Origin of the sequence: Pseudomonas sp. S44, from assembly GCF_016624805.1 — a bacterium.
Taxonomy (GTDB): domain Bacteria; phylum Pseudomonadota; class Gammaproteobacteria; order Pseudomonadales; family Pseudomonadaceae; genus Aquipseudomonas; species Aquipseudomonas machongensis.
Map to the genome: position 1 here is coordinate 38,409 of NZ_JACVTY010000004.1, position 25,547 is coordinate 63,955.

Consider the following 25,547-nt stretch of genomic DNA (forward strand, 5'->3'; position numbering starts at 1 on the left):
CGGGCGATATGGCGATAGAAACCGGCTGTTAGATATAGGTGCCCCTGCACCGGCAAGCTCAATGGCGCTACGGCAGCAGCGGGTTGCCAGGGGTGATGTCACGCTCGCCCGGCGCCGAGTCGTCGAAGTTCTCCGGTACCTTGCCACGCAATTGCCAGGCGAAGGCAATGATTTCGGCGATAGTCAGGTACAGCGCTTCGGGGATCTGCTCACCCAGCTCCAGGCGTGCCAGCAGGCTTACCAGTTCGGCGTTCTCGTAGATCGGCACTTCGTGTTCGCGGGCCAGGGCGAGGATGGCTTCGGCCAGTTCGTCCTCACCCTTGGCGCTCAGGGTGGGCGCCTGATCACCGTCGTAGCTCAGGGCAATGGCCTGGCGGGGGGCTTTGTTGCTCATGCGGTTTCATCCACCCAGCGTTGTTCCAGTCGTGTGCGCGGGCCTTGTGGCGGGATGCCGGGGTGACATTCCAGGTCGCCAACGTCCAGGCCCCGTGCCAGCAGGCGTTCGCGCAGGCTGCCAAGCTGGCTGTCGATCAGTTCGGCGGTTTGCGGGCGCTCGGCCCACAGCTGGCCGCTGAGTCGCCCTTGGGTGAGCTGGGCCTGGACCTGTAGTGGGCCCAGCGGCGGCAGGTCGAAGGCCAGGTCGATGCGCCACAACGACTCGAGCGGATCGCGCTGCTCGCGCTGCGAGTCGGCTTGCTGCCGTGGGGTGTCCTCGCGTTGCAGCTTGGCCTGCAGCGGGATGAACTCCTGGCCGTGGCGCAAGGGGATCTCGGTTTGCCAGGTGGTCTGCTGGTTGCCGCTCTCGGTGGTACCGGTCTGCTGCAGGCTGGCCAGTTGATGGCTTTGTACCCGCGAAATGGCGGCGGCGGCCAGGCGCAGCAGTTGCTGCAGGTCGCCTTTTTCTTCCAGGCTTTGCAGCAGACGTGAGGGCAGGGGGAAGGTGCCGGGTTGCGGGCGGCTGCTGACTTGGTCGAGCATGCCCAGGGCGCTGCGGGCCATGCCCGGCAGGACCTGGGCCAGGGCGGTGGCGGCCAGCGCCGGATTGAATGTGGGGTTGCCCGGAACGCTCGGCAAGACTTGCGCCACCAGGCGCACCAGCTGCGCCTTGAGGTCTGGAGCCACTCCCGCGCCAAGGCCGCCGAGCAGCTTGGCTTCGAGAAACGCGCCACTGTTGTTCAGCGCCTGGGCGATGCTCTTGGCGTCGCCCAGCTGTGCGGGGGTTGGCAGGCTGGCCAGCAGGCGCGCGGCGGTAGCGCTCAGCTCGCTGTTGCCAGCGGGGGCGCTGGCGATCTGCTGCAAGGCGTTGAGCAAGGTTGGCAGCGACGCCTGGCGGCTGGTTTGGGTCAGCAGTTGCTGGGCGATGGTCAGTTGGTCCTGGCGCCCGCTCAGGGGTACGAAGCGCAGCGACTGGTCGCCTTGCACCAGCGCGCTGAGCAGGCTGCCGACCGCCAACGGCCGTGGGCTGTCGATGGTCAGGGTGGCGCCGGCCTGGCTGCTGTTGAGCAGACTCACCAGCGAGCGGAACGCTGTGGTCTGCGCCGCGCCGCCTGGCAGTGCCTGGCTGGTCAGCACCTTGCCTTGCAGCAAGGTGCCGATCGGTATCTTGCCGGTGTCGAGCTGAGTGAGGGTGGCGATGTTGCTGGCGCTGGCCTGTTGCAAAACCACCGCCAGGCGGTTGCTATCGGCTTGGCCAAGCGTGATCTGGCTGCCGGGGGGCAGGGGCTGGTTGGCACTGGCCTGCACCTGGGCCTGGTTGCCGTTGGGCAGGCTCAGGCGCAACAGCATCATGAAGTCCTGGCCCACCTGGCGCAGGTTCAGCACTTCGGCCTGGGCAGTCTGGCCCGGGGGGATCAGGCCGGGTTGTGCTTGACTCAGGCGCAGCAGCTCACCGGTCAGGCTGGCCTTGGCCACCTGCGCTGCGAATGCGCTTTGTGCGCCGAGACTATTGATTTCCGTCATGATTGTATACAACCTGTCGAGCCAGCCCTCTTTGCAGCGGGATGGCACATGTAATAATGCCGGTCGCGTTGCCACTGCCAGTATAACGGCCAGTGGCAGGGCGACTTGAGACAAGGGTGTTGATCTGCGGTGTTTCATTCGCGGGCAAGCCCGCTCCCACAGGATCGCTGCTGCCTCTGTGGGAGCGGGCTTGCCCGCGAAGAAGGCGCACTGCTCGACACGCCATGAACAGCATAAGGCGAAACCGTGACCCTCCACCTCCAAGCCGCGAACCTTGCCTGCGAGCGCGACTGGCGACTGCTCTTCGAGCACCTTGACTTCGAACTGCGCCCTGGCGACATGCTGCAGGTCAGCGGCCCCAATGGCAGCGGCAAGACCAGCCTGCTGCGCCTGTTGGCCGGCCTGATGCAGCCGACGGCAGGGCAGATCCTGCTCGATGGCCGCGCCCTCGGCGAGCAGCGCCATGCCCTGGCCAGTATCCTGCTGTGGATCGGGCATGCTGCCGGGATCAAGGAGTTGCTGACGGCCGAAGAGAACCTTGCCTGGCTCTGCGCCCTGCATCGACCCGCGACCCGCGAGGGCATCTGGACGGCTCTCGAGGCGGTCGGCCTGCGCGGATTCGAGGATGTGCCTTGCCACACCCTCTCGGCCGGCCAGCAACGCCGCGTCGCCCTGGCCCGCCTGTACCTGGACTGCCCGCCACTGTGGATCCTCGATGAACCGTTCACCGCCCTCGACAAACAGGGGGTGGCCCAGCTCGAAGCGCATCTGGCCGCGCACTGCGAGCAGGGGGGCACGGTGGTGCTGACCACCCATCACAACCTCGAGCACAGACCGTCCGGCTACCGTGAACTCAACCTGGGGCAGTGGGCGGCATGAGCGTATTCCTTCTGTTGCTGCGCCGCGAAGCGCGCCTGTTGTTCCGTCGCCCGGCGGAGCTGGCCAACCCGCTGGTGTTCTTCGCCATCGTCATAGCGCTGTTTCCGCTGGCGGTCGGCCCCGAGACGCAATTGTTGCAAACCTTGTCGCCTGGACTGGTCTGGGTCGCGGCCTTGCTCGCGGTATTGCTGTCACTGGACGGCCTGTTCCGCAGCGATTTCGAAGATGGCTCGCTGGAGCAGTGGGTGCTATCACCGCATCCACTGCCATTGCTGGTGCTGGCCAAGGTTTTGGCGCACTGGACCTTTTCCGGGCTGGCGCTGGTATTGTTGGCGCCACTGCTGGCGCTGATGCTGGGTTTGCCAGTCGCCTGCCTGCCGGTGCTGCTCGGCTCGCTGCTGCTGGGCACTCCGGTGCTGAGCTTGCTGGGGGCGGTGGGCGCGGCGTTGACGGTCGGGCTCAAGCGCGGTGGTTTGCTGCTGGCGTTGCTGATTCTGCCGTTGTATATCCCTGTATTGATCCTGGGCAGTGGTGCGTTGCAGGCGGCGTTGCAGAATATGCCCGCGACCGGACACCTGCTCTGGCTGGCCAGCCTGACCGCCCTGGCCGTGACACTGACACCCTTTGCGATAGCGGCCGGCCTGAAGATCAGCGTCGGCGAATAACGAGTCCCGGGCACCGAAGCCCGGCAAAGACCCTGGATGTACCCTGATGAAAATGAGCTGGACGTGGTTCCACAAACTGGGTTCCCCCAAATGGTTCTATGCCATCAGCGGCCGTATGCTGCCGTGGCTGACCATCGCTGCCGTGCTCCTGCTGCTGGTGGGCATCGCCTGGGGCCTGGCTTTCGCCCCGCAGGACTACCAGCAGGGCAACAGCTTCCGCATCATCTATATCCACGTACCTGCGGCCATGCTCGCGCAGTCCTGCTACGTGCTGCTGGCGGTCGCCGGTGTGGTGGGGCTGGTGTGGAAGATGAAGCTGGCCGACGTCGCCCTGCAGTGCGCCGCCCCCATCGGGGCCTGGATGACCGCGGTGGCGCTGGTCACCGGGGCGATCTGGGGCAAACCGACCTGGGGCAGCTGGTGGGTGTGGGACGCGCGCCTGACCTCGATGCTGATCCTGCTGTTCCTGTACTTCGGCATCATCGCCCTGGGCCAGGCCATCAGTAACCGTGACAGCGCCGCCAAGGCGTGCGCGGTGCTGGCCATCGTCGGGGTGGTCAACATCCCGATCATCAAGTACTCGGTGGAGTGGTGGAACACCCTGCACCAAGGCGCCACCTTCACCCTCACCGAAAAACCGGCCATGCCCGCCGAGATGTGGCTGCCGCTATTGCTGACGGTGCTGGGGTTCTATTGCTTCTTCGGCGCCGTGCTGCTGCTGCGCATGCGCCTTGAAGTGCTCAAGCGCGAAGCGCGTGCCAGTTGGGTGCGCGAAGAGGTGCTCAGCAGCCTGGGCCGGGAGACCGTGCGATGAGTTTCGCCTCCTTCAGTGATTTCCTCGCCATGGGCCATCATGGCCTGTACGTGTGGTCGGCCTATGGCATCTGCCTGATGGTACTGGCGATCAATGTCGCCCTGCCGCTGCAGGCCCGCCGCCGCTACCTGCAAGAAGAGGCGCGCCGTCTGCGCCGGGAGAACCACCAGTGAATCCGCAGCGCAAGAAACGCCTGTTGCTCATCCTCGGCCTGCTGGTCGGCGTCGCCGTAGCCCTTGGCTTTGCCCTGAGTGCCCTGCAGCAGAACATCAACCTGTTCTACACGCCCACCCAGATCGCCAACGGCGAGGCGCCGCAGGACACACGCATTCGCGCCGGCGGCATGGTCGAGAAGGGCTCGGTGCAGCGCTCGGCCGACTCGCTCGACGTACGCTTCGTGGTCACCGACTTCAACAAATCGGTGCCGATCACCTACCGTGGCATCCTCCCGGACCTGTTCCGCGAAGGGCAGGGCATCGTTGCCTTGGGCAAGCTCAACGCCGAGGGCGTGGTGGTGGCTGACGAGGTGCTGGCCAAGCATGACGAGAAGTACATGCCGCCTGAGGTGACCAAGGCGCTCAAGGAGAGCGGCCAGGCCGCCACTGCCGGCGAGGTCAAGCCATGAACGCTGCCCTGGTGATCCCCGAGCTTGGCCAGTTGACGATGATCCTGGCGATCTGTTTTGCCGTGGTGCAGGCCAGCGTGCCGCTGCTCGGTGCCTGGCGTGGCGACCGTCTCTGGATGAGTCTGGCGCGCCCTGCGGCCTGGGGCCAGTTCGCCTTCCTCGCCTTTGCCTTCGCCTGCCTCACCCATGCCTTCATGACCGACAATTTCTCGGTCGCCTATGTCGCCCACAACTCCAACACCGCACTGCCCTGGTACTACAAGTTCAGCGCCGTGTGGGGCGCCCACGAAGGCTCGCTGCTGCTCTGGGCGTTGATCCTGGGTGGCTGGACCTTCGCCGTGTCGGTGTTCTCGCGCCAGTTGCCGCAGGTGATGCTGGCGCGGGTGCTGGCGGTGATGGGCATGATCAGCACCGGTTTCCTGTCGTTCCTGATCATCACCTCCAACCCGTTCACCCGCCTGCTGCCACAGGTGCCCACCGACGGTCGCGACCTCAATCCGCTGCTGCAGGACTTCGGCCTGATCGTCCATCCGCCGATGCTGTACATGGGCTACGTGGGCTTCTCGGTGGCCTTCGCCTTCGCCATCGCGGCGTTGCTCGGTGGTCGCCTGGATGCCGCCTGGGCGCGCTGGTCGCGGCCCTGGACCATCGTCGCCTGGGCCTTCCTCGGCATCGGCATCACGCTCGGCTCCTGGTGGGCCTACTATGAGCTGGGCTGGGGCGGCTGGTGGTTCTGGGATCCAGTGGAAAACGCCTCGTTCATGCCATGGCTGGTCGGCACTGCGCTGATTCACTCGCTGGCAGTGACCGAAAAGCGCGGGGTGTTCAAGAGCTGGACCGTGCTGCTGGCCATCGCGGCGTTCTCGCTGAGCCTGCTGGGTACCTTCCTGGTGCGCTCCGGGGTGCTGACCTCGGTACATGCCTTCGCCGCCGACCCGTCGCGCGGTGTGTTCATCCTGATCTTCCTGCTCTTCGTGGTCGGCGGCTCGCTGACCCTGTTCGCCCTGCGCGCACCGGTGGTCAAGAGCCACGTGGGCTTTGGCCTGTGGTCGCGCGAGACGCTGCTGCTGGCCAACAACCTGGTGCTGGTGGTGGCGGCCTCGATGATCCTGCTGGGCACGCTCTACCCGCTGGTGCTCGACGCCCTGACCGGCGCCAAGCTGTCGGTCGGCCCACCTTACTTCGATGCGTTGTTCCTGCCGTTGATGGCGCTGCTGATGGTAGTGCTGGCGATTGGTGTGCTGGTGCGCTGGAAGGATACGCCTGGCAAATGGCTGTTCGGCATGCTGACGCCGGTGCTGATCGGCAGCGCGATCCTGGCGCCGGTCGCCGGGCTGATCGTCGACGACTTCGACTGGCCGGCGCTCAGCGTCTTCGCCCTGGCCGCCTGGGTGGTGCTCGGCGGGGTGCGCGATATTCTCGACAAGACCCGTCACAAGGGCCTGCTCAAGGGGCTGCGCGGCCTGCATCGCAGCTACTGGGGGATGCACCTGGCGCACCTGGGGTTGGTGGTGTGTGCCCTGGGCGTGGTGCTGTCGAGCAACAACAGCGCCGAGCGCGACCTGCGCATGGCGCCGGGCGAAAGCGTCGAGCTGGGCGGTTATCACTTCCTGTTCGAGGGCGCCAAGCACTTCGAGGGTCCGAACTTCATCTCCGACAGGGGCACCATCCGTGTGTCGCGCGAGGGGCGTGAAGTGACCGTGCTGCACCCGGAAAAACGCCTGTACACCGTGCAGCAATCGATGATGACCGAGGCCGGTATCGATGCCGGCTTTACCCGCGACCTCTATGTCGCCCTGGGCGAGCCACTGGAGAGCGGTGCCTGGGCGGTACGGGTACACATCAAGCCCTATGTGCGCTGGATCTGGCTGGGCGGCTTGCTGACCGCATTGGGCGGGCTGCTTGCAGCGCTCGATCGGCGTTATCGGGTCAAGGTCACGGCGCGGGTGCGCGATACATTGGGCCTGTCTGGAGCGACGGCATGAAGCGTTGGATCATGGTAGTGCCATTGGCGGTGTTCCTGCTGATGGCCGTGTTTCTGTACAAGGGGCTGTTCCTCAAGCCCGACGAACTGCCGTCGGCGATGATCGGCAAGCCATTCCCGGCATTCTCGCTGCAGAGCGTGCAGGGCGACCGGACCCTGACCCAGGCCGACCTGCAGGGGCGACCGGCGCTGGTCAACGTCTGGGGCACCTGGTGCCCATCGTGCAAGGTCGAGCACCCTTACCTGAACCAACTGGCCGAGCAAGGCGTGGTGATCCACGGCATCAACTACAAGGACGACAACGCCGCCGCGCTCAAATGGCTGGCGGAGTTCCACAACCCTTACCAGCTCGACATCCGCGACGAGCAGGGTACTCTGGGCCTGGACCTTGGTGTATACGGCGCGCCGGAAACCTTCCTCATCGACGCCAAAGGCATCATCCGCTACAAGCATGTCGGTGTGGTCGACGCCACGGTCTGGCGCGACCAACTGGCGCCGCTTTACCAGGGGCTGGTCGATGAGGGGCGGCCATGAAGCGCTGGCTTGCCGCCGCCATACTTGGCTTGAGCCTGGCCGGCATGGCCAGGGCGGCCATCGATACCTATCAGTTCCGCGACGATGCCGAGCGCGAGCGCTACCAGCAACTGACCAAGGAACTGCGCTGCCCCAAGTGCCAGAACCAGGACATCGCCGACTCCAACGCACCGATCGCCGCCGATCTGCGCCGGGAAATCTTCCGCATGCTCGGCGAAAACCAGAGCAACCAGCAGATCATCGACTTCATGGTCGATCGCTACGGCGACTTCGTACGCTACAAACCAGCGCTGACGGCGCGTACCTGGTTGCTCTGGTTCGGCCCTGGCGTGTTGCTGGCTGGCGGCTTCGTGGTGCTGGCGGTGATCGTCCGTCGGCGTCGCAGCCCGGTGGCGCAGGGCAACTCCGAACTCTCCGTGGACGAACGCGAACGTCTCGCCAAACTGCTGGATAAAGAACAGACCCATGACTGAATTCTGGCTGAGTGCGGGCCTGCTGTTGCTCGCCGCCCTGGCTTTCCTGCTGATCCCGATCCTGCGTGGCCGCCGCCAGCAGCAGGCCGAAGAAGACCGCACCGCGCTCAACGTGGCCTTGTATCAGGAGCGGGTCGCTGAGTTGACTGCGCAGCAGGAGGCCGGGGTGCTCGACGCCGGGCAACTGGCCAAGGGGCGCGACGAGGCGGCCCGTGAACTGCTGTCCGACACCGAAGGTAGCGAGGCGCCGCGTCAGGGGCATCTGGGCAAGACCCTGCCGCTGGTGGCTGCCGTGCTGGTGCCGGTAATGGCGCTGGGGTTGTACCTGCATTTCGGCGCCGCCGACAAGGTCGAGCTGACCCGTGAGTTCGCCGATGCGCCGAAAACCATGCAGGAGATGACCACGCGCCTGGAGCGTGCCGTGCAGGCTCAGCCGGACTCTGCCGAGGGCCTGTATTTCCTCGGCCGCGCCTACATGGCCGACCAGCGTCCTGCCGATGCCGCCAAGGCCTTCGAGCGTGCGGTCGCCCTGGCCGGTCGTGAACCCGAGCTGCTCGGGCAGTGGGCCCAGGCGCAGTACTTCGCTGCCGACAAGCAGTGGAGTGCGCAACTGCAGAGCCTGACCGACGAAGCACTCAAGGCCGACCCGAACGAGGTTACCAGCCTGGGGCTGCGCGGCATCGCTGCCTTCGAGGGCGAGCGCTACCAGGAAGCGATCGATTACTGGCAGCGCCTGCTGGCGCAACTGCCTGAAGGCGATGCCTCGCGCGCCGCCCTGCAGGGCGGTATCGACCGTGCCGCCGACAAGCTCAAGGCCGATGGCGGCAAACCGGTGCAGGCGGCGAGCCTGACCGTGCGTGTTGAGCTGGCCGCAGCGCTCAAGGACAAGGTCAAGCCGGACGACACCGTGTTCATCTTCGCCCGCGCCAGCAACGGCCCGCCGATGCCGCTGGCGGCCAAGCGGGTGACTGTGGCGCAGTTGCCGATCGAAGTGCAGCTGTCGGATGCCGACGCGATGATGCCGCAGATGAAACTGTCGGACTTCGCTGAAGTCCAACTGGTTGCGCGCGTATCGCGTGCCGGCCAGCCGACCCAGGGCGAGTGGATCGGCCAGAGCGCGCCGCTGGCTACCCGCGGCCAGCCAACCCAGCACCTGACCATCGACCGTCCCGACCGATAAGAGATTGCCGCCATGAACCGCAGCGTACGCCTGACCCTGATCACCCTGGCCCTGGGGCTTTCTGCTTGTACGGTGCACCAACCAGGCGAGCGCGAGTCGCTGCCACCGATCGAGACTACGCCACCACCGCACCAGGGGCCGGTGGTCAAGCCGCTACCGGGCGGACAGCCCGCACCGCAGCCTGGCGCGCCGTCCGGTATTCCCAAGCCGATGCCACGCACCTCCGCGAGCTTCGCGCCCCCGCCAGGCGGTGCCAGCCACTGGGACCCGAAGCTTGGCGTCTATGTGCTGGAGAAGCAGCCCAACACCTTCTATCGTCAGCGCACCTACTACCGTTATGACAAGGGCTGGAGCTGGTCGCTGAGCCCCAACGGCCCCTGGCAGGAAACCGACAGCAGCGGTGTGCCGGGCGGGTTGGGCAGGGCCTTCGCGCAGTAAGTATCCTTCACGTCCCTGTCGTGGGCTCGCCCCCGCGATAGAGGCCCTCGCAGTCTCCCGCCGAACTGGCATAATCCCCCTCTGAATCGAACCGGAGGGTGGCATGAGCAAAACAGTCCTGGTACTGGTGGAAACCGTCGATGATTACCTGCCGCTGCTGGAGCAGGCCGGTTACCGCCTGATTCGTGCCCCATCCCCGCAACGGCGAGCGCAAGCCATCGCCGAGCATGCCGAGCAGATCGATGCTGTCCTCACCCGTGGCCCGCTGGGCCTGACCGGTGCTGAAATCCAGGCACTGCCCAAACTCGAAATCATCTGCGTGATCGGCGCAGGCTATGAGCAGGTCGACCTGGCCGCCGCCAAGGCCCGTGGCATCACCGTCACCAACGGTGCTGGCGCCAACGCAGGTCCGGTCGCCGATCACGCCATGGCCCTGTTGCTGGCAATGTTGCGCGACATTCCCCGGGCCGATGCCAGCACCCGGCGCGGTGAATGGAACCGGGTCATCAGCCCATCGGTGAGCGGCAAGCGCCTTGGCATCATCGGCCTTGGCGCCATCGGCCAGGCCATCGCCAAGCGTGCAGCCCAGGGCTTCGACATGAGCGTCAGCTACCACAGTCGTACGCCGCGTGGTGATGTGCCCTACACCTGGTACGACAGCCCGTTGCAACTGGCCCAGGCCGTGGACATCCTGGTGATCGCCACCCCGGGTGGTGCCGGTACCCTGCATCTGGTCGATGCCCCGGTGCTCGAGGCGCTGGGGGGCGAGGGGTATCTGGTCAATATCGCCCGCGCGAGCGTGGTCGATACCCAGGCGCTCGTGCAGGCATTGCAGACGGGCGTCATCGCTGGCGCAGCGTTGGACGTCTTCGATGACGAGCCTGCCGTGCCCGAGGCACTCAAGGTGTTGGGCAACACCGTGCTGACCCCGCATGTCGCCGGCCAGTCGCCGGAAGCGGCGCGCGACACCGTGACCCTGGTGCTGCGCAATCTCCAGGCATTCTTCGCTGGCGAGCCGGTGCTCACGCCAGTACTGTTGTAGCCCCAGCTTTCGATCCCGCCTGACAAGGAGTGTGTGCATGCAACTTGAGATCTTCCAGGTCGATGCTTTTTCGGCCGAACCGTTTGGCGGTAACCCAGCGGCGGTGATTCCGCTGGACAGCTGGCTGCCGGACGATGTGCTGCAGCGCGTCGCCGAAGAGAACAACCTGTCCGAGACGGCCTACTTCGTGCGTAACGGCGAAGGCTTCGACCTGCGCTGGTTCACCCCGGCCGTGGAGGTCGATTTGTGCGGCCACGCCACGCTGGCTTCGGCCTGGGTGTTGTTCGAGCAGTTGCATGAGCAGGCCGAGGTGTTGCGCTTCAATACCCGCAGCGGTGAGCTGCGCGTCAGTCGCGGTGCAGATGGCTTGCTGGCCATGGACTTCCCGGCCAAGCAACCTGTGGCGGTGGACATCCCCGATGGCCTGCTCGAGGCCCTCGGCCTGCCGAGCGCCCGCGCGCTGTACCGCTCGGATGACTTCGTGGTGGTGATCGATGATGCTGCGTTGATCGATCCACTCAAGCCCGATTTCGTCGCGCTGTCGGCCTTCGATGTGCGTGGCATTGCCGTGACTGCGCCGGGGCGCGGCTTCGACTTTGTCACCCGCTGGTTCGGCCCTCGCGTGGGGATCAACGAAGATCCGGTGACCGGCTCGGCACACACCTCGCTGGCGCCTTACTGGTCCGAGCGCCTCGGCAAGCGCAGCCTCAGCTGCGAGCAGGGCGGGGTGCGCAAGGGGCAGTTGCAGTGCGAGGTGCCGGGTAACGGCCGGGTGATCATCAGTGGGCGTGGGGCGCTGTATATGCGAGGGACAGTGTTCATCTGACTGGCGAGGGTGGCTTGCGGGTCTCTTGTGGGAGCGGCGGTTCGCCGCTGCGACTTGCCCGCAAAGAGGTCTGTAGCGGTACCGCTATACTTTGCAGCTTCCCCACCCGCCAGGAGCCCATCCCATGTCTCATACCAAGCACGGCGCCTGCCTCTGCGGCGCCACCCGCCTGACTGCCACGGTCGAAAACCTCGAAGTCAACGCTTGCCACTGCAGCATGTGCCGCACCTGGGCCGGGGGCCCGATGTTGGCAGTGCACTGCACCCAGCCGCCCAGTTTCGAAGGCGCTGTTCCCAGCGTCTTCCGCTCCTCCGACTGGGCCGAGCGGGGCTTTTGCGGGCAGTGTGGCACTCACCTCTACTACCGGTTGATCGCCAAGAACGAATACGCCTTGCCGGTCGGCCTGCTCAAAGGCGATGACTGGCAGTTCACGATGCAGATCTACGTCGACGAGCGCCCGAGCTGGTACTGCTTCTCCAATCAGACCCAGGACCTCACCGGCGAGCAGGTCATGCAGCTGTTCAGCTAGGCCTGCTCCAGCAGCCATTCGGCGAACACCTCGGCGGCGGACGAGGGCGGGTTCTGTCGGTCGTGCACGAGGTAGTCGGCCTGGCCGGTGCGGACCACGAAGTCCGACACCGGTCGGATCAGCCCGCTTTTTATGCGTTCGCGAGCCATGGCTTCCCAGCCCAAGCCCACCCCCATGCCCTGCAGCACGGCATCGAACACCAGATTGACCTGATTGAAGGTCAGCGCATCGGCCGGCGGCTGGTAGCGCAAGCCGAAATGGCTGAACCAGTCATGCCAGTCCAGGCAGTTCCAGGCCGAGGCATCCAGCTGAATCAGCGGTAGCCCCTGCAACTGCGCAACGTTGTCGATGGTGGGCAGCGCGCGTGCGGTACTGGCGATCGGGAAGATCACCTCGTCGAACAGCTTGCCGGCCTGCAACGAGGCCCAGCGGCCATGCCCATAGAGAATACCGAGGTCGTAGTCGGCGATCAGGCTCTCGTTGATGTCGTTGCTGGCGTGGATATTCACCGTCAGTTCTGGATGCTGCTCGTTGAACCGCAGCAGGCGCGGGAACAGCCAGTACTGGGCGACGGCGTGGGTGCAGATGACACTGACGTGTCGATCGCCGTGCCCGCTCTTGAGCCGCTGCACGTGGGCCAACAGTTTGTCGAGCATCGGCTCGACGAAACCGTGGAACTGCGTGCCCGCGGTGGTCAGGACGATGCCTCGGGCGCGTCGCTCGAACAGCTGTGCACCGAGATGATCCTCGAGCAGGCGGATCTGCTTGCTCACCGCGCTTTGCGTCAGGTACAGCTCGCCTGCTGCACGGGTGAAGCTGCCGGTGCGTGCCACGGCTTCGAAGGCGATCAACGTGTCGAGGGGCGGAAGGTGACGGCTGTAGCGGCTCATGGTGGTTGCGCCTGCTGGGATTACAGAGCGTCAGCATACTCAGCTGAAAGCCATTCCTCCAGGGAATGGCTGCATGCCCATTCATCTTTTGTCGGTCAAGCGTGCAACCGGTAGCCTGCGCGCATCCACCAACAGGAGAGACAAGGTGAAACGCGGGGTGATGTATGCCGGCACGGCTGGCGCAATGTGGGGGGTGGTACTGATGGTTCCGGAGGTGCTGCCAGAGTTCAATCCGGTGTTGCTCAGCACCGTGCGCTATGTGATGGTCGGCTTGATCTCGGTGCTGCTGGCACTGCCCATGGCCCGCCAGTTGCGACGCCTGACGGTGGGCGACCTGTGGATGCTGTTGCGCCTGTCGGTGATCGGCAACCTGCTGTACTTCATCTGCCTGGTGGCGGCGATCCAGCGCCTGGGCGTGGCCCCCGCCTCGCTGATCGTCGGTGTGCTGCCGCTGACCATTACTCTCTATGGCCGCAACGACAGCGGGGCGGTGCCGCTGTCGCGCCTGATCGGCCCGCTGATGCTGATCCTGCTCGGCATGTCGTGCATCAACCTCGAGACATTCGCCTTCGCAGCAGGCGATGCTGGCGACAAGTTCATGGGCCTGGTCTATGCGCTGGTCGCCCTGGCCTGCTGGACCTGGTACGCCGGGGAGAACAGCCGCTACCTCAAGCAGTGCGCACGTTTCGACAGCCACCAGTGGTCGGTGCTGTGTGGCGCGGTTACCGGTCTTGTCAGCCTGGTGCTGCTGGCCATTCTGGCCCTGTGGTTCCCGCAGCAATTGCAGGCGCAGGCCAGTGTCGAACGCTGGTGGTTGTTCTGGGTTGCCGCGCTGGGTTGCGCCGTGCTCGGCTCCTGGTTGGCCATGGCCTTGTGGAATGCCGCCTCCAAGCGTCTGCCACTGACCTTGAGCGGGCAACTGATCGTGTTCGAGACGCTGTTCGGCCTGCTGTATGCCTTCCTCTGGCGCCAGTCTGGCCCAACCTTGCTGGAGGCAGCAGCCATCGTGCTGGTGATCGGTGGCGTGCTGTGGTCGATGCGCCAGCACGACGTCGCCCCCGGACTTGCCAAATCCGTGCATTCCTGAGAAAAGGGCGGCCTCGAAATCTGCCGCAAGGAAATGACCGTGACTCAGGAACTGCACATCACCGAGATCCAGGAAGGCGACGGCAAGGCCGTGGTCAAAGGCGCCCTGATCACCACCCAGTACACCGGCTGGCTGGCCGACGGCAGCGAGTTCGACTCGTCCTGGTCGCGCGGGAAGCCCTTCCAGTGCGTGATCGGTACCGGCCGGGTGATCAAGGGCTGGGACCAGGGCCTGATGGGCATGCGCGTGGGCGGCAAGCGCAGGCTGCAGGTACCCGCGCACCTGGGCTATGGCGAGCGCTCGGTCGGCAGCATCCCGCCGAACTCGGACCTGACCTTCGAGATCGAGTTGCTCGAGGTGCTGACGCGGGATGATTGATGTCCGGTTGTTGCAAGGGTGACGTAATTCGGCAACATCGATGGTCCAACATGGCTGCTGCCAGGGAGGGCCAGCATGGAAGAGCCCATCAGGCGGCCGGTGCCTTGCACCGCCGCCGGCAAGGATGGTGCACAAGCAAGGATGCTCCCCGTCCTTAGCCGAACGAGCCCTGCCATGAAGTGGATGCAATACCTGCGACGCCGTCACCTGTTTCTCGGTCTCACCCTCGCCGCGGTGCTGATACCGCTGACCCTCGATGTGGTGCAAAGCCGCGACCAGCACGGTGATGGAACCCAGACGCTGGTGTTCCTGCGCCATGCCGAGAAGCCCGGCGAGGGGCTGGGGCAACTGAACTGCCAGGGCCTCAACCGCGCCATCGACCTGGCCACGTTGCTGCCGGAGCGTTTCGGCGCTGCCGACTACGTGTTCGCCGCCGACCCCGGCCGGCATGTCGAGGAGGGCAGCGAGGATAAACGCTACAGCTACATCCGCCCGCTCATGACCATCAGCCCCAGCGCCATCCGCCTCGGGCTGCCGGTCAATATCGACTTCGGCGCCAACGACTACGACGATCTCGCCGAAGAACTGCTGCGCGCCAAGTACCGCAACGCCACGGTCTACACCGCCTGGTCGCACGGCTACCTGCCAGACCTGATAAACGCCGTGGCTGGCAAGGCCCTGGGCGAGAAGCGCGTCATCACCTCGGACTGGGACGGCGATGATTTCGACACTCTGTACGTGATCACCCTGACCTGGCATGACGGCAAGGCCACCATGCTCAGCCGCAACGTGCGTCAGGAACTCGATGGTGGGTCCGAGGTTTGCCCGACCTGATTCAGACGTTTCTGACTCGGTCGGGGTGTCCAGACTGACTTATTTCCAAGTGACGACAGGGCACTGTTCACGGGTTTCCGGAAATCCGATTCCGGGCGTGAGGAATGCGGAGTTGCATGGAAATCGATCGGTCTTATCGGTTCATCGGTCATCGCGGCGTGACCTTCGACGTCATCGAGTTCACCGTGAGGGCCGATAACTGCTGCTGGCTCAATACGCTGCATATTCCAACAGCGGGCCGACATCAGTATCGCGTGGTCGGCAAGGTGAAGGAACTGTACGAGCGGATGCAGGCCGGGCAGTTGCCCTGCGTGATGGTGGTGGCGGTTTCATTGCCGTTGACGCGTGAGCAGGCGGATCAACTCAATATGCAGCGCTGGACCGTGGCGAGTGTGGTTTCGGGAGCTGTGGGCGGTGCGGTTGCGGCCGTGGCAGGTCCGCTGGCTGGCGGGTTGACAAAAGCCAGCGTGGTTCCGCTTGTCGCCTCCCGTCTTCCCACCTTCCATGCCGGCGATGTCCTGATAGGCATAGACGCGAGAGTCCGTGGTGGTATCGGGCCGCAGCACTCCTCGATGGCTGTCAGGCTTTACCAATGATGCTGGATATGTATGAAGATCCGGTGCAGATAGGCTTGATGCTGGTAGTGACGGTTATCATTGACCATGTCATCAGATCGCCTGTCTGGCGCAAGTGGCTTGGGCTGTTCCTATTTCCCTTTGGGTTGTTCAGCCTACTTTTCGTCCAAGCCTGGTCCTACTACGGCATTGATCTAATGTTGTGGAAGGCGTGGTGCATGATGATGGGGTCATGCTTGTTCTTTCGTCGCTACCACCATGTGCAACGGGACTGATTGCACACTGTTGGCTACAACGCCCTTCGACGCTCATCCTACGGGATGTCGAGGGGCGTTGACCTTTAAGGGCTACCGCCCCAACCGCCGCACCGCAGTTCTACTTCCCTGATACCAGAAGCTGGGGTTAAGCATGTCGCTCGATGATCTGCTGCAGCCGATTTTGATCATGATCATCTGGTGGGCACTGGATCGCTGGACCGTATCACCCTGGCGCGGATGGGTAGGGCTGGCCCTTCTAGCGGGTGGCTTGGCCAGCTTTTTATGGACCGAAATGTGGAGAGTTTTCGGTCACGAAATAATCATGTGGAAGTCGTCCGCTGTATCCATCGGCATTTTTCTCATGCTGCGCAGCAACCGGCAGGTCGACCAGTCGTAAGCATCACTGGGAGAGTGGGGCAGCTTGTGACAAGGCCGCCGCGCCTTCAGGATGACGATACGGCGGCCTCGAGCTGAATTTACCGCCCCAGCCGCATCGGCCAGCCCACCACCTTCTTCACCCGTGGCGTCGCATAGGTGCGCACTTTCGACGTGCTCAGCCCCAGTCGCACCAGCGATTCGGCGATGGTCACCGCCGCACTCACGCCATCAACCACTGGCACGCCGGTACGCTGGCGAATCTGTTCGTCGAGCCCGGCCATGCCGCCGCAGCCCAGGCAGATCACCTCGGCCTTGTCGTCACGCACGGCACGCTCGGCCTGTTCGACGATGGCCTCCACGGCGCGCTGCGGATCAGCTTCCAGCTCCAGCACCGCCAGACCGCTGGCCCGCACCGAGGCGCAGCGGTCATACAGTCCGGACAGCTTCAGGCGATCCTCGATCAGCGGCACGGTGCGGTCCAGCGTGGTGACTACCGAGTAGGCATGGCCCAGGTACATCGCGGTGCTGGCGGCGGCATCGGTGATGTCCACCACCGGTACATTGAGCAACTCCTGCAAACCTTCGCGGCCGTGCTCGCCGTACCCGGCCTGGATCACCGCGTCGTAGGGCTGGTCGTAGGCCAGCACCCGGTCCATCACGGCGATGGCGGCCAGATAGCTCTCGAAATTTCCCTCCACCGACTCTGCGCCGAACCAGGGCGTCAGCCCGACGATCTCGGTGCCGGGCGCTGCAACGCTGCGCGCCTGTTCGGCAATGGCCTCGGTGATGGCTTCGGTGGTGTTGACGTTGACGATCAGAATACGCATCAAAGAACTTCCCTTGATCAATGGCTGCTGTGGTCGACGGCGATGGCTTCGCCGCTGACGTCGAGGTATTGGCGATTGCGCGGTGCGATCAGCAGGTAGAGCGCGGCCGCGGTACCTGCACCGATCAGCCAGGAGAATGGCGCGACGCTGTGGAAGTGCGGTACCAGTGCCAGCACGATCGCCAGCAGGGCCGATGGAATGAACGCCGCGAGTGCGCGCAGGTTGACGCCCCGCGAATAGTGGTAGGCACCGGCCGGGTTCTCGCTGTACAGCTCCGGCACGTTGATCCGGCCTTTGCGCAACAGCCAGTAGTCGGACATGATCACCCCGTACAGCGGGCCAAGCAGGGCGCCCAGGCCGGACAGGAAGTACACGATCACCAGCGGGCTGTTGTACAGGTTCCACGGGAGGATCAGCACCGCCACGGTGGCACTGATCAGCCCGGCGCGGCGGAAGTTCAGGTGGCGTGGTGCCAGGTTGCTGAGCACGAAGGCCGGGGCGACGAAGTTGGCCATGATGTTCACCGCAACGGTGACGATCAGGAAGGCCATGCAGCCCAGGACCAGGAACAGGGTGTTGGGGATGGTAGCGACGATCTGGGTCGGGCTGTCGATCACCTGCCCGTTGATCTGGAACTGTGCGCCGCACAGCACCACGGTGATCACCGCAAATACCAGGATGTTCACTGGCAGGCCCCAGAAGTTGCCGACACGGATGGTCCTGCGGCATGGCGAGGACCGGGCGAAGTCGCAGAAGTTGAGCACCAGGGTGCCGTAGATTGCCAGCCAGAGCGCGCCGCCGGCAAAGATGTTGCGCCACATCTCGTAGCCGGTCAGCGGATCGGCCACCGACCAGGCGATGCGCGCATCGTTCTTGAAGAACATCCAGGCGGCCAGGCTCGCCACGGTCAGCAGGATCACCGGCCCGGCGAAACCTTCGTAACGGCGCACCATCTCCATGCCGTAGGCGAGGATCACCAACTGCACGATCCAGATCGCCACGAAGCATACCCAGCCCAGGCTCGACAATCCGAGAATGCTGTCGTGGTCATAGGCGGCTACCTGTGGCCACACGGCGGTGAGCAGCACGCGCAGTACCACCGAGGCCAGGTAGGTCTGGATACCGAACCAGGCGATCGCGATCACCGCGCGGATCAGCGCGGGAATCTGCGCGCCATGGATACCGAAGGCGATGCGGCTCATGACCGGGAACGGTACGCCGGTCTTCTGGCCCATGTAGCCGGAGAGGTTCATGAAGAAGTAGACAAGCGCGGCACCGATCGCCAGAGAGACCAGAATCTGCCAGCCGCCAAGGCCCAGGGCGAACAGCCCCATGGCGAAAGAGTAGTTGGCGATGTTGTGCACATCGTTGGTCCACAGGGCGAAGATGCTGTAGCCACCCCAGCGCCGACCCTCGATGCGGGTTGGCGCAAGATCACGGTTGTGCAGGCGTGGACTCAGCTCGTACGGTCCGGCGGGGTTTTCCAGCGTGGTGGCGGTGGGGCTGGTGCTGGCAACGGAAAGTTCAGGGGCAAGGTCGAGACTGCTACTCATTCCGGCGGCTCCTGATGCGCTAGGACTGCGATGAGGCGGGCTTGCGCACGGGCTCGCCTTCTCGTCTGTGCAGCATTGGCATCACTGGGTTCTGGGCGCTAGCGGCCTGCGGGGCAGGCGCTGCGTGTTCTTGTGTATTTATGTTTTGTTTAAGTTGTATACAAAACACAAGTTCACTTAAGCCAGTTCCATGCCAGAGAGGGCACAGTTTATGAGTTGCTATTGCTTTGACTTTCTCCTTTTGTTTGGTAACTTTATGAAAATAAAGAACTATAAATTGACCATTTGATCAGTATTTATTTTGCATTCGCTTATTAGTTGATTTTAGAGTCAATTTTTATCGGCTTTCCGGTGTAACGTGTTGGGGCATGTCCGTAACCAGTGCACACAAAAATGGCACTCTAGGTGACATTCTTGTGTACAAGTCTTGGGTCATGCCATCGGCGGCAGGCGCCGCTTGACCGGTGTCTTCTTGATGATCGCGGTGTTGGTCTCGGCGAGGGTGTTGAGCCGGTCAAGCAGGGTGTCCAGCTGTTCCATCGAGCGCACATGCAGGCGGGCGATGAAGCAGTCCTCGCCGGTAACCTTGTCGCATTCGGTGAACTCGGGAATGGCGACGATCTGCCGCTCGACTTCCTGCAATTGCCCCGGCAGCGGCCGGATTCGCACGATGGCCTGTAACTGGTAACCGAAACAGCGTGGGTCGATTTCCACGGTGTAGCCGCGAAGCACGCCGCGTTCCTCCAGGCGGCGCAGCCGCTCGCTGACGCTGGGGGCGGAGAGGCCGCTGATCTGCGCCAGGGCCTTGAGCGAGCGGCGCGAATCCTCCATCAGGGCATTGATCAGCAGTTGGTCGATATCGTCGGTCATACTTGCCTCGTCAGGTAAAAGTGCAAATCTGCCTTGATAGTAAAGGCGATTGGTGATTCTGGCCTTGTTTATCCGCTGGAGTGCCCATGTCCGCGCCAGCATACTGTTGCCATCTTCGACAGGAGGCATGAGATGGACAGTTCGATTCGTCGCGGCTCGCTGGAAATGGTCGCCGCCATGCTGATTTCCGGAACCATTGGCTGGTTCGTGCTGGTGTCCGGGCAGCCGGTGCTGGACGTGGTGTTCTGGCGCTGCGTCCTGGGCGCTGGCACCTTGCTGCTGATTTGTGCGGTCATGGGCTTCCTCAAGCCGGGTATCCTGAGCCGCACCACCTTCCTGTTGGCGGTGCTCAGCGGGGTCGCCATCGTCGGCAACTGGTTGTTGCTGTTCGCCTCTTATTCGCGCGCCTCGATCGCCATCGGCACGGCCGTGTACAACGTCCAGCCGTTCCTGCTGGTGGGCCTGGCGGCGGTGTTTCTTGGCGAGCGGATTACCGCAGCCAAGCTGACCTGGCTGACACTGGCCTTCCTCGGCATGCTGGCGATCGTCAGCGCTCACGGGCAAGGGCAGGGCGGCGATGAGTACCTGCTGGGTATCGGCCTGGCATTGGGGGCGGCGCTGCTCTATGCCGTGGCGGCATTGATCATCAAGCGCTTGAGCGGGACCCCGCCGCACCTGATTGCCTTGATCCAGGTAAGTACCGGCGCACTGCTGCTGGCCCCTTGGGTCGGGTTCGGCGGGCTGCCGGCAGCGCCTGCTGCGCTGGGTAGTCTGGTGACACTGGGGGTGGTGCATACCGGGTTGATGTACGTGCTGTTGTACAGCGCCATCCAACGCCTACCCACGGCGCTGACCGGCGCCCTGTCGTTCATCTATCCGATTGCCGCGATCCTGGTGGACTGGGTAGCCTTCGGTCATCGCTTGGCACCGCTGCAGTGGCTGGGCGTGGCGCTGATCCTGCTGGCGGCGGCAGGGATGCAGCAGGGCTGGTGGTTCAGGTCGCGCAGGGCGGCCTCGGCCTCACAAAGCAGGTAGAATGGCGGTTTTTCGCTATGCGGCCCGCCATGACCTCCCCGATCCACACTCTGGAGCAGCACCTGCTCACCGCCCTCGACCCCGCGCCTGTCGAAACCCGTCGTCTGTTCCATGGGCGTGGCCGTTGCTGGCCGGGCCTGGAGCAGATCACCGTCGACTGGCTCGACGGGGTGCTGTCGGTCGCGCTGTTCCGCGAGCCGCCCGATGGCCAGTTGGCCGAGCTCGAGGCGATGCTGCGTGCCCTCGCCGAGCGCCCGCAATGGAGCGGCCAGGCGATCCTGCTGCAGCACCGCTACCTGCCCGACAGCCCTGGTCAGTGGCTGCTCGGCGAGCCCTGCCTGCAGCGCGAGGTGATCGAGGACGGCTTGAAGTACCTGCTGGATCTGGGCGTTCGCCAGAACAACGGATTGTTCCTGGACATGCGCTACGGTCGCCGCTGGGTGCGGGAGCAGGCGGCGGGCAAGCGGGTGCTGAATCTCTTCGCCTACACCTGCGGGTTCTCTGTGGCGGCCATCGCCGGTGGCGCACAGCAGGTGGTGAACCTGGACATGGCCAAGTCGGCGCTGTCGCGTGGGCGCGAGAACCACCGCCTCAATGGCCATGATGCGTCATGCGTCGCTTATCTCGGGCATGAGCTGTTCAAGTCGTGGGGCAAGGTGCGCAAGTACGGCCCGTACGACCTGATCATCATCGACCCGCCGACCTTCCAGCGTGGCAGCTTCGTGCTCACCCAGGACTACGCCAAGATCCTGCGTCGTTTACCCGAACTGCTGAGTGAGGGCGGGACAGTGCTGGCCTGCGTGAACGATCCGGCGATCGGCCCGGAATTTCTCATCGACGGCATGGCGCAGCAGGCGCCGCAGCTGGCGTTTGTCCAGCGTCTCGAGAATCCACCGGAGTTTCCCGATGCCGACCCACAAGGCGGGTTGAAGGCGCTGGTCTTCCAACGGCAGGGCTGAACCCGAGGACTCGGGTTCGGCCTGGTCGCTGATCAGTATTCGGACAGCGAAAACTCGGTCAGGCAGAAAGTCGGCACCCCGGCGGCTTGCAGGCGGCGCGAGCCTTCGAGTTCGGGCAGGTCGATGATCGCTGCAGCTTCGAATACCTTGGCACCGGTACGGCGCACCAGGTTGGCGGCCGCCAGCAGGGTGCCGCCGGTGGCGATCAGGTCATCGAAGATCAGCACCGAATCGCCGTCGCACAGGCTGTCGGCATGCACTTCCAGGAAGGCTTCGCCGTATTCGGTCTGGTAGGGCTCCGAGAGTACGTCGGCCGGCAGTTTGCCCTGCTTGCGGAACAGGATCAGCGGCTTGTTCAGTTGGTGGGCGATGATCGAGCCGATCAGAAAACCCCGTGCATCCATGGCACCGATGTGGCTGAACTCGGCCTCGACATAGCGCTCGATGAACTGGTCGGCGACATAGCGCAGCCCGCGTGGCGACTGGAACAGCGGAGTGATGTCACGAAAGATCACGCCCGGCTTGGGGAAGTCCACTACCGGGCGGATCAGGGCTTTGAGGTCGAAGGTGTCGCTGTGCATGGGGCGGGTATCCTGGAAAAACGTGGCGTCAGTATACCTTGCCGTGGCAGCGATCAGACCTCCATCGCACCACCGGCCAGCGCGCACAGTTGGATCGGGTCGAGGATGTGCACTTCCTTGCCTTCGGCCTTGAGCAGGCCGTTCTGCTGGAAGCGGGTGAACACGCGCGACACGGTTTCCACCGCTAGGCCCAAATAGTTGCCGATCTCGTTGCGCGACATGCTCAGGCGGAACTGGTTGGCCGAATAACCGCGGGCGCGGAAGCGTGCCGAGAGGTTGACCAGGAAGGTGGCGATTCGCTCGTCGGCGGTCTTTTTCGACAGCAGCAGCATCATCTGCTGGTCGTCGCGGATCTCGCGACTCATCACCCGCATCAGTTGGCGGCGCAGTTGCGGCAGTTGCACCGAGAGCTCATCGAGGCGTTCGAAGGGGATTTCGCAGACCGACGTGGTTTCCTGGGCCTGGGCCGAGACCGGATAGGCTTCTGTGTCCATGCCCGATAGCCCGACCAGTTCGCTGGGCAGGTGGAAGCCGGTGATCTGCTCTTCGCCGGCATCGCTGAGGCTGAAGGTCTTGAGGGCGCCGGAGCGTACAGCGTAGACCGAGCCGAAATTGTCACCCTGGCGGAACAGGAACTCGCCCTTCTTCAGTGGGCGACCGCGCTTGACGATTTCATCCAGTGCGTCCATGTCCTCGAGATTGAGCGACAGGGGCAGGCACAGAGGGGCCAGGCTGCAATCCTTGCAATGGGCCTGGCTGTGAGGGCGCAGTTTGACTGGCTCGGACATTTCTTTCGATCCTTGTGATAAAGCACACATAAGCTGTAAGGGTAACCTACAGCTGGACTAGAGGCCAGCCTGCACTTTTTTGGTGCGGCTTGGCGACGCCCTGCGTGGATGACTTCGGGCGCCTTCTACCAATCCATGGTGTGCCTGACAAGGCGGACTGTCCATGCGGTGTAACGTCTCGGAAAAACGACTAGATGACCCGGGAAAAACGTTGGCGATTGTGCAGGTCCAGGTAGGCATCGAACACCATGCAGACCGAGCGCACCAGCAGCCGACCTGCCGGCAGCACCTTGATACCGCGGCTGTCGAGAGTGATCAGGCCGTCGCGCTGCATGCCCTGCAGTTGCGGCCAGAGCCCTTTGAAGTAACCACGAAAGTCCAGGGTGAAAGCCTGCTCGATCTGCTCGAAGTCCAGTTCGAAATGACAGATCAGTTGCTGGATCACGGCCCTGCGCACACGGTCATCCTGATTGCACAGCAGGCCACGCTGGGTCGCCAGTTGGGCGCTGGAGAGGGTGTCCTGGTAGGTGTTCAGGTCGCTGCTGTTCTGGCAGTAGAGATCGCCGATCTGACTGATGGCCGAAACCCCCAGCCCCACGAGGTCGCAATGACCGTGGGTGGTGTAGCCCTGGAAGTTGCGTTGCAGGGTACCTTCCTCCTGGGCGATGGCCAGTTCATCGTCGGGCAGGGCGAAGTGGTCCATGCCGATATAGCGATAGCCGGCGGCGGTGAGTTGCTCGATGGTGTTGTGCAGCATTTCCAGCTTGGCGGCCGGAGCTGGCAGCTCGGCGGCGTCGATGCGGCGCTGGGGCATGAAGCGTTCGGGCAGGTGCGCATAGTTGAACACCGACAGGCGGTCCGGCTGCAGGCGGATCACTTCATCGACGGTGCGGGCGAAGCCTTCCGGGGTCTGGCGTGGCAGGCCGTAGATCAGGTCGAGGTTGACCGAGCGGAACTGCAGGGTGCGTGCGGCTTCAACCAGGGCGCGGGTCTGCTCCAGGCTCTGCAGCCGGTTGATCGCTCGCTGCACCGCCGGGTCCAGGTCCTGCACGCCGAGGCTGACGCGATTGAAGCCCAGTTCGCGCAACAGGCCCATGGTCGACCAGTCGGCCTCGCGCGGGTCGAGCTCGATGCCGTAGTCACCCGAATCGTCATCCAGCAGGTTGAAATGCTGGCGCAGGCAGGTCATCAGCTGGCGCAGTTCCACATGGCTGAGAAAAGTGGGGGTGCCACCGCCGAAATGCAGTTGTTCGACCCGTTGCTTGGGGTCGAGGTGACAGGCGATCAGCTGGATCTCCTGCTCCAGGCGCTGCAGGTAGGGCGCGGCGCGGGCGCGGTCTTTGGTGATGACTTTGTTGCAGGCGCAGTAGTAGCAGATGTTGGCGCAGAACGGCACGTGCACGTACAACGACAGCGGGCGCACCGCACGGCGGCTTTCGCGCAGGGCATGCAGCAAGTCGAACGAACCCACTTCGCCATGCAATTGCACGGCGGTCGGGTAGGAGGTGTAGCGTGGTCCGGCCAGATCGTAGCGACGGATCAGGTCGGCATCCCAACGTAGGTCGTCGAGCATGTGGGCAGTCCCCGGATAGAGCAGCAGTGCCCGGAGTCTAGATATGTCTGTAGGAAGGGGTCTTGACTTGTATCAAGCCGAGTCGGCAGTCACCTGGTGCAACACTCTCAGGCGATCAATGCCCCATCAGCCAGTGCTGGTGCGGCCCAGGTAGCGTCCACAGGCCGAACAGCATCACCAACACTCCGCCCGCCATGCGCACGCTGCGCCGTCGTAGCAGCGAGTTGGCCCGTTCTGCGGCCAGGCCCGTGGCCAGCAACACTGGCCAGGTGCCGACACCGAATGCCAGCATCAGCGCCGCGCTGTACGCGGCGTTGCCCTGGCTCGTCGCCCACAGCAAGGTACTGTAGACCAGCCCGCAGGGCAGCCAGCCCCACAGTGCGCCGAGCAGCAGGGCCCGCGGCAGGCTCGAGACCGGCAGCAGACGCGACGCCAGCGGCTGGATGTGTCGCCACAAGCCTCGGCCCAGGGCCTCGATACGGGTCAGCCCGCTCCACCAGCCGGCCAGGTACAAGCCCATGGCGATCAGCAGCAAGGCTGCCACCACTCGCAGCAGTTGGGCGGCAGGGCTGCTGGCCAGGGCCCAGCCGGCCAGGCCCAGCAGCAGACCAGCGGCCGCATAGCTGAGTACGCGGCCGAGGTTGTAGGCGACCAACAGGCGCAGGCGGCGGGCGCGCTGTTCGGGCGGGATGGCCAGGGTCAGGGCGCCCATCAGGCCGCCGCACATGCCCAGGCAGTGGCCGCCGCCCAGCAGGCCGAGCACCAGGGCGGAACCGAGCAGCGGGAGCAGGTCAGACACGCGGGGTGGGATCCTTGTCGTCGGGCTGTTCGGGCTTGGCTTCTTCGGGTTTCACGGCGGCCTGGTGGCGCGGGTCCTGATCGTCGAACAGGATGCTGTGGGCAGGGCCCTCGAGGTCATCGTACTGGCCGCTGTCCACGGCCCAGAAGAAGATGTACACGGCCACGCCGACGAGCAGCAGGGCGGCGGGGATCATCACATAGAGGGCGGGCATC

The 25,547-nt window shown here is 64.2% G+C and carries 31 protein-coding genes; 20 read left to right on the top strand and 11 right to left on the bottom strand.

From position 1 onward, the window contains the following. Positions 1–67: 67 nt before the first annotated feature. Together IAE40_RS05300 and IAE40_RS05305 are read right to left on the bottom strand one after the other, a co-directional pair. The gene (locus IAE40_RS05300; protein ID WP_054895570.1) at positions 68–394 is read right to left on the bottom strand and encodes an EscU/YscU/HrcU family type III secretion system export apparatus switch protein; all 327 of its coding nucleotides are present in this window, start codon (positions 392–394) and stop codon (positions 68–70) included. Continuing rightward, positions 391–1,959, bottom strand: a complete 1,569-nt coding sequence (locus IAE40_RS05305) for a flagellar hook-length control protein FliK (RefSeq protein WP_200602785.1) — start codon at positions 1,957–1,959, stop codon at positions 391–393. Before IAE40_RS05305 ends, IAE40_RS05300 begins: the two co-directional genes overlap by 4 nt. A 246-nt stretch (positions 1,960–2,205) precedes the next feature. Between IAE40_RS05305 and ccmA the strand changes: the two genes are divergently transcribed. The 13 genes from ccmA to IAE40_RS05370 all read left to right on the top strand — a co-directional run bounded on the left by ccmA (position 2,206) and on the right by IAE40_RS05370 (position 11,948). Then, positions 2,206–2,838: a cytochrome c biogenesis heme-transporting ATPase CcmA gene (gene ccmA, locus IAE40_RS05310; RefSeq protein WP_063545670.1), complete on the top strand. Its 633-nt coding sequence runs from the start codon at positions 2,206–2,208 to the stop codon at positions 2,836–2,838. Beyond that, on the top strand, positions 2,835–3,503 hold the full coding sequence (gene ccmB / locus IAE40_RS05315) for a heme exporter protein CcmB (RefSeq protein ID WP_153774577.1): 669 nt from the start codon (positions 2,835–2,837) through the stop codon (positions 3,501–3,503). Before ccmA ends, ccmB begins: the two co-directional genes overlap by 4 nt. A gap of 46 nt (positions 3,504–3,549) precedes the next feature. Then, on the top strand, positions 3,550–4,317 hold the full coding sequence (locus IAE40_RS05320; protein WP_054895615.1) for a heme ABC transporter permease: 768 nt from the start codon (positions 3,550–3,552) through the stop codon (positions 4,315–4,317). Next, a complete protein-coding gene (gene ccmD / locus IAE40_RS05325) occupies positions 4,314–4,490 on the top strand; it encodes a heme exporter protein CcmD (protein WP_153774575.1) in 177 nt (58 codons plus the stop codon). The genes IAE40_RS05320 and ccmD overlap by 4 nt, the downstream gene beginning before the upstream one ends. Further along, the gene (ccmE, locus tag IAE40_RS05330) at positions 4,487–4,942 is read left to right on the top strand and encodes a cytochrome c maturation protein CcmE (protein WP_054895613.1); all 456 of its coding nucleotides are present in this window, start codon (positions 4,487–4,489) and stop codon (positions 4,940–4,942) included. The genes ccmD and ccmE overlap by 4 nt, the downstream gene beginning before the upstream one ends. An 11-nt stretch (positions 4,943–4,953) precedes the next feature. Further along, the gene (locus tag IAE40_RS05335; RefSeq protein ID WP_200602835.1) at positions 4,954–6,927 is read left to right on the top strand and encodes a heme lyase CcmF/NrfE family subunit; all 1,974 of its coding nucleotides are present in this window, start codon (positions 4,954–4,956) and stop codon (positions 6,925–6,927) included. After that, the gene (locus tag IAE40_RS05340; RefSeq protein WP_200602786.1) at positions 6,924–7,460 is read left to right on the top strand and encodes a DsbE family thiol:disulfide interchange protein; all 537 of its coding nucleotides are present in this window, start codon (positions 6,924–6,926) and stop codon (positions 7,458–7,460) included. The genes IAE40_RS05335 and IAE40_RS05340 overlap by 4 nt, the downstream gene beginning before the upstream one ends. Continuing rightward, entirely contained in the window at positions 7,457–7,933 is a 477-nt protein-coding gene (locus IAE40_RS05345; protein WP_197891559.1) for a cytochrome c-type biogenesis protein, read from the top strand. Before IAE40_RS05340 ends, IAE40_RS05345 begins: the two co-directional genes overlap by 4 nt. After that, positions 7,926–9,113, top strand: a complete 1,188-nt coding sequence (gene ccmI / locus IAE40_RS05350; protein ID WP_054895609.1) for a c-type cytochrome biogenesis protein CcmI — start codon at positions 7,926–7,928, stop codon at positions 9,111–9,113. The genes IAE40_RS05345 and ccmI overlap by 8 nt, the downstream gene beginning before the upstream one ends. Positions 9,114–9,125: 12 nt before the next feature. Beyond that, entirely contained in the window at positions 9,126–9,551 is a 426-nt protein-coding gene (locus tag IAE40_RS05355; RefSeq protein ID WP_065862031.1) for a hypothetical protein, read from the top strand. Between the two features lie 103 nt (positions 9,552–9,654). Continuing rightward, positions 9,655–10,593: a 2-hydroxyacid dehydrogenase gene (locus IAE40_RS05360; RefSeq protein WP_200602787.1), complete on the top strand. Its 939-nt coding sequence runs from the start codon at positions 9,655–9,657 to the stop codon at positions 10,591–10,593. 37 nt (positions 10,594–10,630) lie between these two features. Continuing rightward, a complete protein-coding gene (locus tag IAE40_RS05365) occupies positions 10,631–11,419 on the top strand; it encodes a PhzF family phenazine biosynthesis protein (protein WP_054895606.1) in 789 nt (262 codons plus the stop codon). Positions 11,420–11,543: 124 nt separating this feature from the next. Then, complete coding sequence (locus IAE40_RS05370; protein WP_054894747.1) at positions 11,544–11,948, top strand: GFA family protein; 405 nt, start codon at positions 11,544–11,546, stop codon at positions 11,946–11,948. On the opposite strand, the gene IAE40_RS05375 is transcribed toward IAE40_RS05370, so the two are convergent. After that, the gene (locus IAE40_RS05375) at positions 11,945–12,838 is read right to left on the bottom strand and encodes a LysR substrate-binding domain-containing protein (RefSeq protein WP_125929336.1); all 894 of its coding nucleotides are present in this window, start codon (positions 12,836–12,838) and stop codon (positions 11,945–11,947) included. The genes IAE40_RS05370 and IAE40_RS05375 overlap by 4 nt on opposite strands. Before the next feature lie 73 nt (positions 12,839–12,911). Between IAE40_RS05375 and IAE40_RS05380 the strand changes: the two genes are divergently transcribed. The 5 genes from IAE40_RS05380 (at position 12,912) to IAE40_RS05400 (ending at position 16,366) form a co-directional block, all read left to right on the top strand. Next, positions 12,912–13,925, top strand: a complete 1,014-nt coding sequence (locus IAE40_RS05380; protein ID WP_325167265.1) for a DMT family transporter — start codon at positions 12,912–12,914, stop codon at positions 13,923–13,925. Positions 13,926–13,958: 33 nt separating this feature from the next. Next, positions 13,959–14,303: an FKBP-type peptidyl-prolyl cis-trans isomerase gene (locus IAE40_RS05385; RefSeq protein WP_232233468.1), complete on the top strand. Its 345-nt coding sequence runs from the start codon at positions 13,959–13,961 to the stop codon at positions 14,301–14,303. 174 nt (positions 14,304–14,477) lie between these two features. Continuing rightward, a complete protein-coding gene (locus IAE40_RS05390) occupies positions 14,478–15,137 on the top strand; it encodes a hypothetical protein (RefSeq protein ID WP_054894750.1) in 660 nt (219 codons plus the stop codon). A gap of 116 nt (positions 15,138–15,253) precedes the next feature. Next, positions 15,254–15,733, top strand: coding sequence for a hypothetical protein (locus tag IAE40_RS05395; RefSeq protein WP_197891569.1), 480 nt, complete (start codon positions 15,254–15,256; stop codon positions 15,731–15,733). Positions 15,734–16,120: 387 nt separating this feature from the next. After that, the gene (locus IAE40_RS05400) at positions 16,121–16,366 is read left to right on the top strand and encodes a hypothetical protein (RefSeq protein ID WP_200602788.1); all 246 of its coding nucleotides are present in this window, start codon (positions 16,121–16,123) and stop codon (positions 16,364–16,366) included. Positions 16,367–16,445: 79 nt separating this feature from the next. Here the strand turns inward: IAE40_RS05400 and IAE40_RS05405 are convergent, their stop codons facing one another. The 3 genes from IAE40_RS05405 to IAE40_RS05415 form a co-directional block, all read right to left on the bottom strand. Further along, positions 16,446–17,174, bottom strand: a complete 729-nt coding sequence (locus tag IAE40_RS05405) for an aspartate/glutamate racemase family protein (RefSeq protein ID WP_054894753.1) — start codon at positions 17,172–17,174, stop codon at positions 16,446–16,448. A gap of 17 nt (positions 17,175–17,191) precedes the next feature. Next, positions 17,192–18,727: an NCS1 family nucleobase:cation symporter-1 gene (locus IAE40_RS05410; RefSeq protein WP_200602789.1), complete on the bottom strand. Its 1,536-nt coding sequence runs from the start codon at positions 18,725–18,727 to the stop codon at positions 17,192–17,194. 432 nt (positions 18,728–19,159) lie between these two features. Beyond that, positions 19,160–19,597 carry an Lrp/AsnC family transcriptional regulator gene (locus IAE40_RS05415; protein ID WP_063545655.1) on the bottom strand — a complete coding sequence of 146 codons (438 nt, stop codon included), beginning with the start codon at positions 19,595–19,597 and terminating at the stop codon, positions 19,160–19,162. A 132-nt stretch (positions 19,598–19,729) separates the two neighbouring features. Between IAE40_RS05415 and IAE40_RS05420 the strand changes: the two genes are divergently transcribed. Both IAE40_RS05420 and IAE40_RS05425 read left to right on the top strand, forming a co-directional pair. Further along, positions 19,730–20,632: a DMT family transporter gene (locus IAE40_RS05420; protein WP_054894756.1), complete on the top strand. Its 903-nt coding sequence runs from the start codon at positions 19,730–19,732 to the stop codon at positions 20,630–20,632. A 29-nt stretch (positions 20,633–20,661) separates the two neighbouring features. Next, positions 20,662–21,591, top strand: coding sequence for a class I SAM-dependent methyltransferase (locus IAE40_RS05425; protein WP_200602790.1), 930 nt, complete (start codon positions 20,662–20,664; stop codon positions 21,589–21,591). 32 nt (positions 21,592–21,623) lie between these two features. Here IAE40_RS05425 and IAE40_RS05430 read toward each other — a convergent pair whose 3' ends face one another. From IAE40_RS05430 to ccoS, 5 genes are all read right to left on the bottom strand, one after another. Next, complete coding sequence (locus IAE40_RS05430; protein ID WP_063545653.1) at positions 21,624–22,172, bottom strand: adenine phosphoribosyltransferase; 549 nt, start codon at positions 22,170–22,172, stop codon at positions 21,624–21,626. 53 nt (positions 22,173–22,225) lie between these two features. Then, positions 22,226–22,960: a Crp/Fnr family transcriptional regulator FnrA gene (gene fnrA, locus IAE40_RS05435; RefSeq protein WP_054894758.1), complete on the bottom strand. Its 735-nt coding sequence runs from the start codon at positions 22,958–22,960 to the stop codon at positions 22,226–22,228. Between the two features lie 190 nt (positions 22,961–23,150). Further along, positions 23,151–24,533 (bottom strand): oxygen-independent coproporphyrinogen III oxidase, encoded by a 1,383-nt coding sequence (hemN, locus tag IAE40_RS05440; RefSeq protein WP_200602791.1) that lies wholly within the window; start codon positions 24,531–24,533, stop codon positions 23,151–23,153. Between the two features lie 115 nt (positions 24,534–24,648). Next, positions 24,649–25,332, bottom strand: a complete 684-nt coding sequence (locus tag IAE40_RS05445) for a sulfite exporter TauE/SafE family protein (protein WP_200602792.1) — start codon at positions 25,330–25,332, stop codon at positions 24,649–24,651. Continuing rightward, positions 25,325–25,546, bottom strand: coding sequence for a cbb3-type cytochrome oxidase assembly protein CcoS (gene ccoS, locus IAE40_RS05450; protein ID WP_054894761.1), 222 nt, complete (start codon positions 25,544–25,546; stop codon positions 25,325–25,327). The genes IAE40_RS05445 and ccoS overlap by 8 nt, the downstream gene beginning before the upstream one ends. Position 25,547: the final 1 nt, after the last annotated feature.

Bases quoted from the DNA above. Each gene is read 5' to 3' on its own strand.
- IAE40_RS05415 (WP_063545655.1), bottom strand. From the start codon at position 19,597: ATGACCGACGATATCGACCAACTGCTGATCAATGCCCTGATGGAGGAT.
- IAE40_RS05410 (WP_200602789.1), bottom strand. From the start codon at position 18,727: ATGAGTAGCAGTCTCGACCTTGCCCCTGAACTTTCCGTTGCCAGCACC.
- hemN (WP_200602791.1), bottom strand. From the start codon at position 24,533: ATGCTCGACGACCTACGTTGGGATGCCGACCTGATCCGTCGCTACGAT.
- ccmI (WP_054895609.1), top strand. From the start codon at position 7,926: ATGACTGAATTCTGGCTGAGTGCGGGCCTGCTGTTGCTCGCCGCCCTG.
- IAE40_RS05380 (WP_325167265.1), top strand. From the start codon at position 12,912: ATGCCCATTCATCTTTTGTCGGTCAAGCGTGCAACCGGTAGCCTGCGC.
- ccmB (WP_153774577.1), top strand. From the start codon at position 2,835: ATGAGCGTATTCCTTCTGTTGCTGCGCCGCGAAGCGCGCCTGTTGTTC.
- fnrA (WP_054894758.1), bottom strand. From the start codon at position 22,960: ATGTCCGAGCCAGTCAAACTGCGCCCTCACAGCCAGGCCCATTGCAAG.
- IAE40_RS05400 (WP_200602788.1), top strand. From the start codon at position 16,121: ATGTCGCTCGATGATCTGCTGCAGCCGATTTTGATCATGATCATCTGG.
- IAE40_RS05390 (WP_054894750.1), top strand. From the start codon at position 14,478: ATGAAGTGGATGCAATACCTGCGACGCCGTCACCTGTTTCTCGGTCTC.
- ccmD (WP_153774575.1), top strand. From the start codon at position 4,314: ATGAGTTTCGCCTCCTTCAGTGATTTCCTCGCCATGGGCCATCATGGC.
- IAE40_RS05425 (WP_200602790.1), top strand. From the start codon at position 20,662: ATGACCTCCCCGATCCACACTCTGGAGCAGCACCTGCTCACCGCCCTC.
- IAE40_RS05340 (WP_200602786.1), top strand. From the start codon at position 6,924: ATGAAGCGTTGGATCATGGTAGTGCCATTGGCGGTGTTCCTGCTGATG.
- IAE40_RS05375 (WP_125929336.1), bottom strand. From the start codon at position 12,838: ATGAGCCGCTACAGCCGTCACCTTCCGCCCCTCGACACGTTGATCGCC.
- IAE40_RS05355 (WP_065862031.1), top strand. From the start codon at position 9,126: ATGAACCGCAGCGTACGCCTGACCCTGATCACCCTGGCCCTGGGGCTT.
- IAE40_RS05405 (WP_054894753.1), bottom strand. From the start codon at position 17,174: ATGCGTATTCTGATCGTCAACGTCAACACCACCGAAGCCATCACCGAG.
- IAE40_RS05360 (WP_200602787.1), top strand. From the start codon at position 9,655: ATGAGCAAAACAGTCCTGGTACTGGTGGAAACCGTCGATGATTACCTG.
- IAE40_RS05305 (WP_200602785.1), bottom strand. From the start codon at position 1,959: ATGACGGAAATCAATAGTCTCGGCGCACAAAGCGCATTCGCAGCGCAG.
- IAE40_RS05430 (WP_063545653.1), bottom strand. From the start codon at position 22,172: ATGCACAGCGACACCTTCGACCTCAAAGCCCTGATCCGCCCGGTAGTG.
- IAE40_RS05320 (WP_054895615.1), top strand. From the start codon at position 3,550: ATGAAAATGAGCTGGACGTGGTTCCACAAACTGGGTTCCCCCAAATGG.
- IAE40_RS05345 (WP_197891559.1), top strand. From the start codon at position 7,457: ATGAAGCGCTGGCTTGCCGCCGCCATACTTGGCTTGAGCCTGGCCGGC.
- IAE40_RS05395 (WP_197891569.1), top strand. From the start codon at position 15,254: ATGGAAATCGATCGGTCTTATCGGTTCATCGGTCATCGCGGCGTGACC.
- IAE40_RS05370 (WP_054894747.1), top strand. From the start codon at position 11,544: ATGTCTCATACCAAGCACGGCGCCTGCCTCTGCGGCGCCACCCGCCTG.
- IAE40_RS05365 (WP_054895606.1), top strand. From the start codon at position 10,631: ATGCAACTTGAGATCTTCCAGGTCGATGCTTTTTCGGCCGAACCGTTT.
- IAE40_RS05420 (WP_054894756.1), top strand. From the start codon at position 19,730: ATGGACAGTTCGATTCGTCGCGGCTCGCTGGAAATGGTCGCCGCCATG.
- IAE40_RS05385 (WP_232233468.1), top strand. From the start codon at position 13,959: ATGACCGTGACTCAGGAACTGCACATCACCGAGATCCAGGAAGGCGAC.
- ccoS (WP_054894761.1), bottom strand. From the start codon at position 25,546: ATGCCCGCCCTCTATGTGATGATCCCCGCCGCCCTGCTGCTCGTCGGC.
- IAE40_RS05300 (WP_054895570.1), bottom strand. From the start codon at position 394: ATGAGCAACAAAGCCCCCCGCCAGGCCATTGCCCTGAGCTACGACGGT.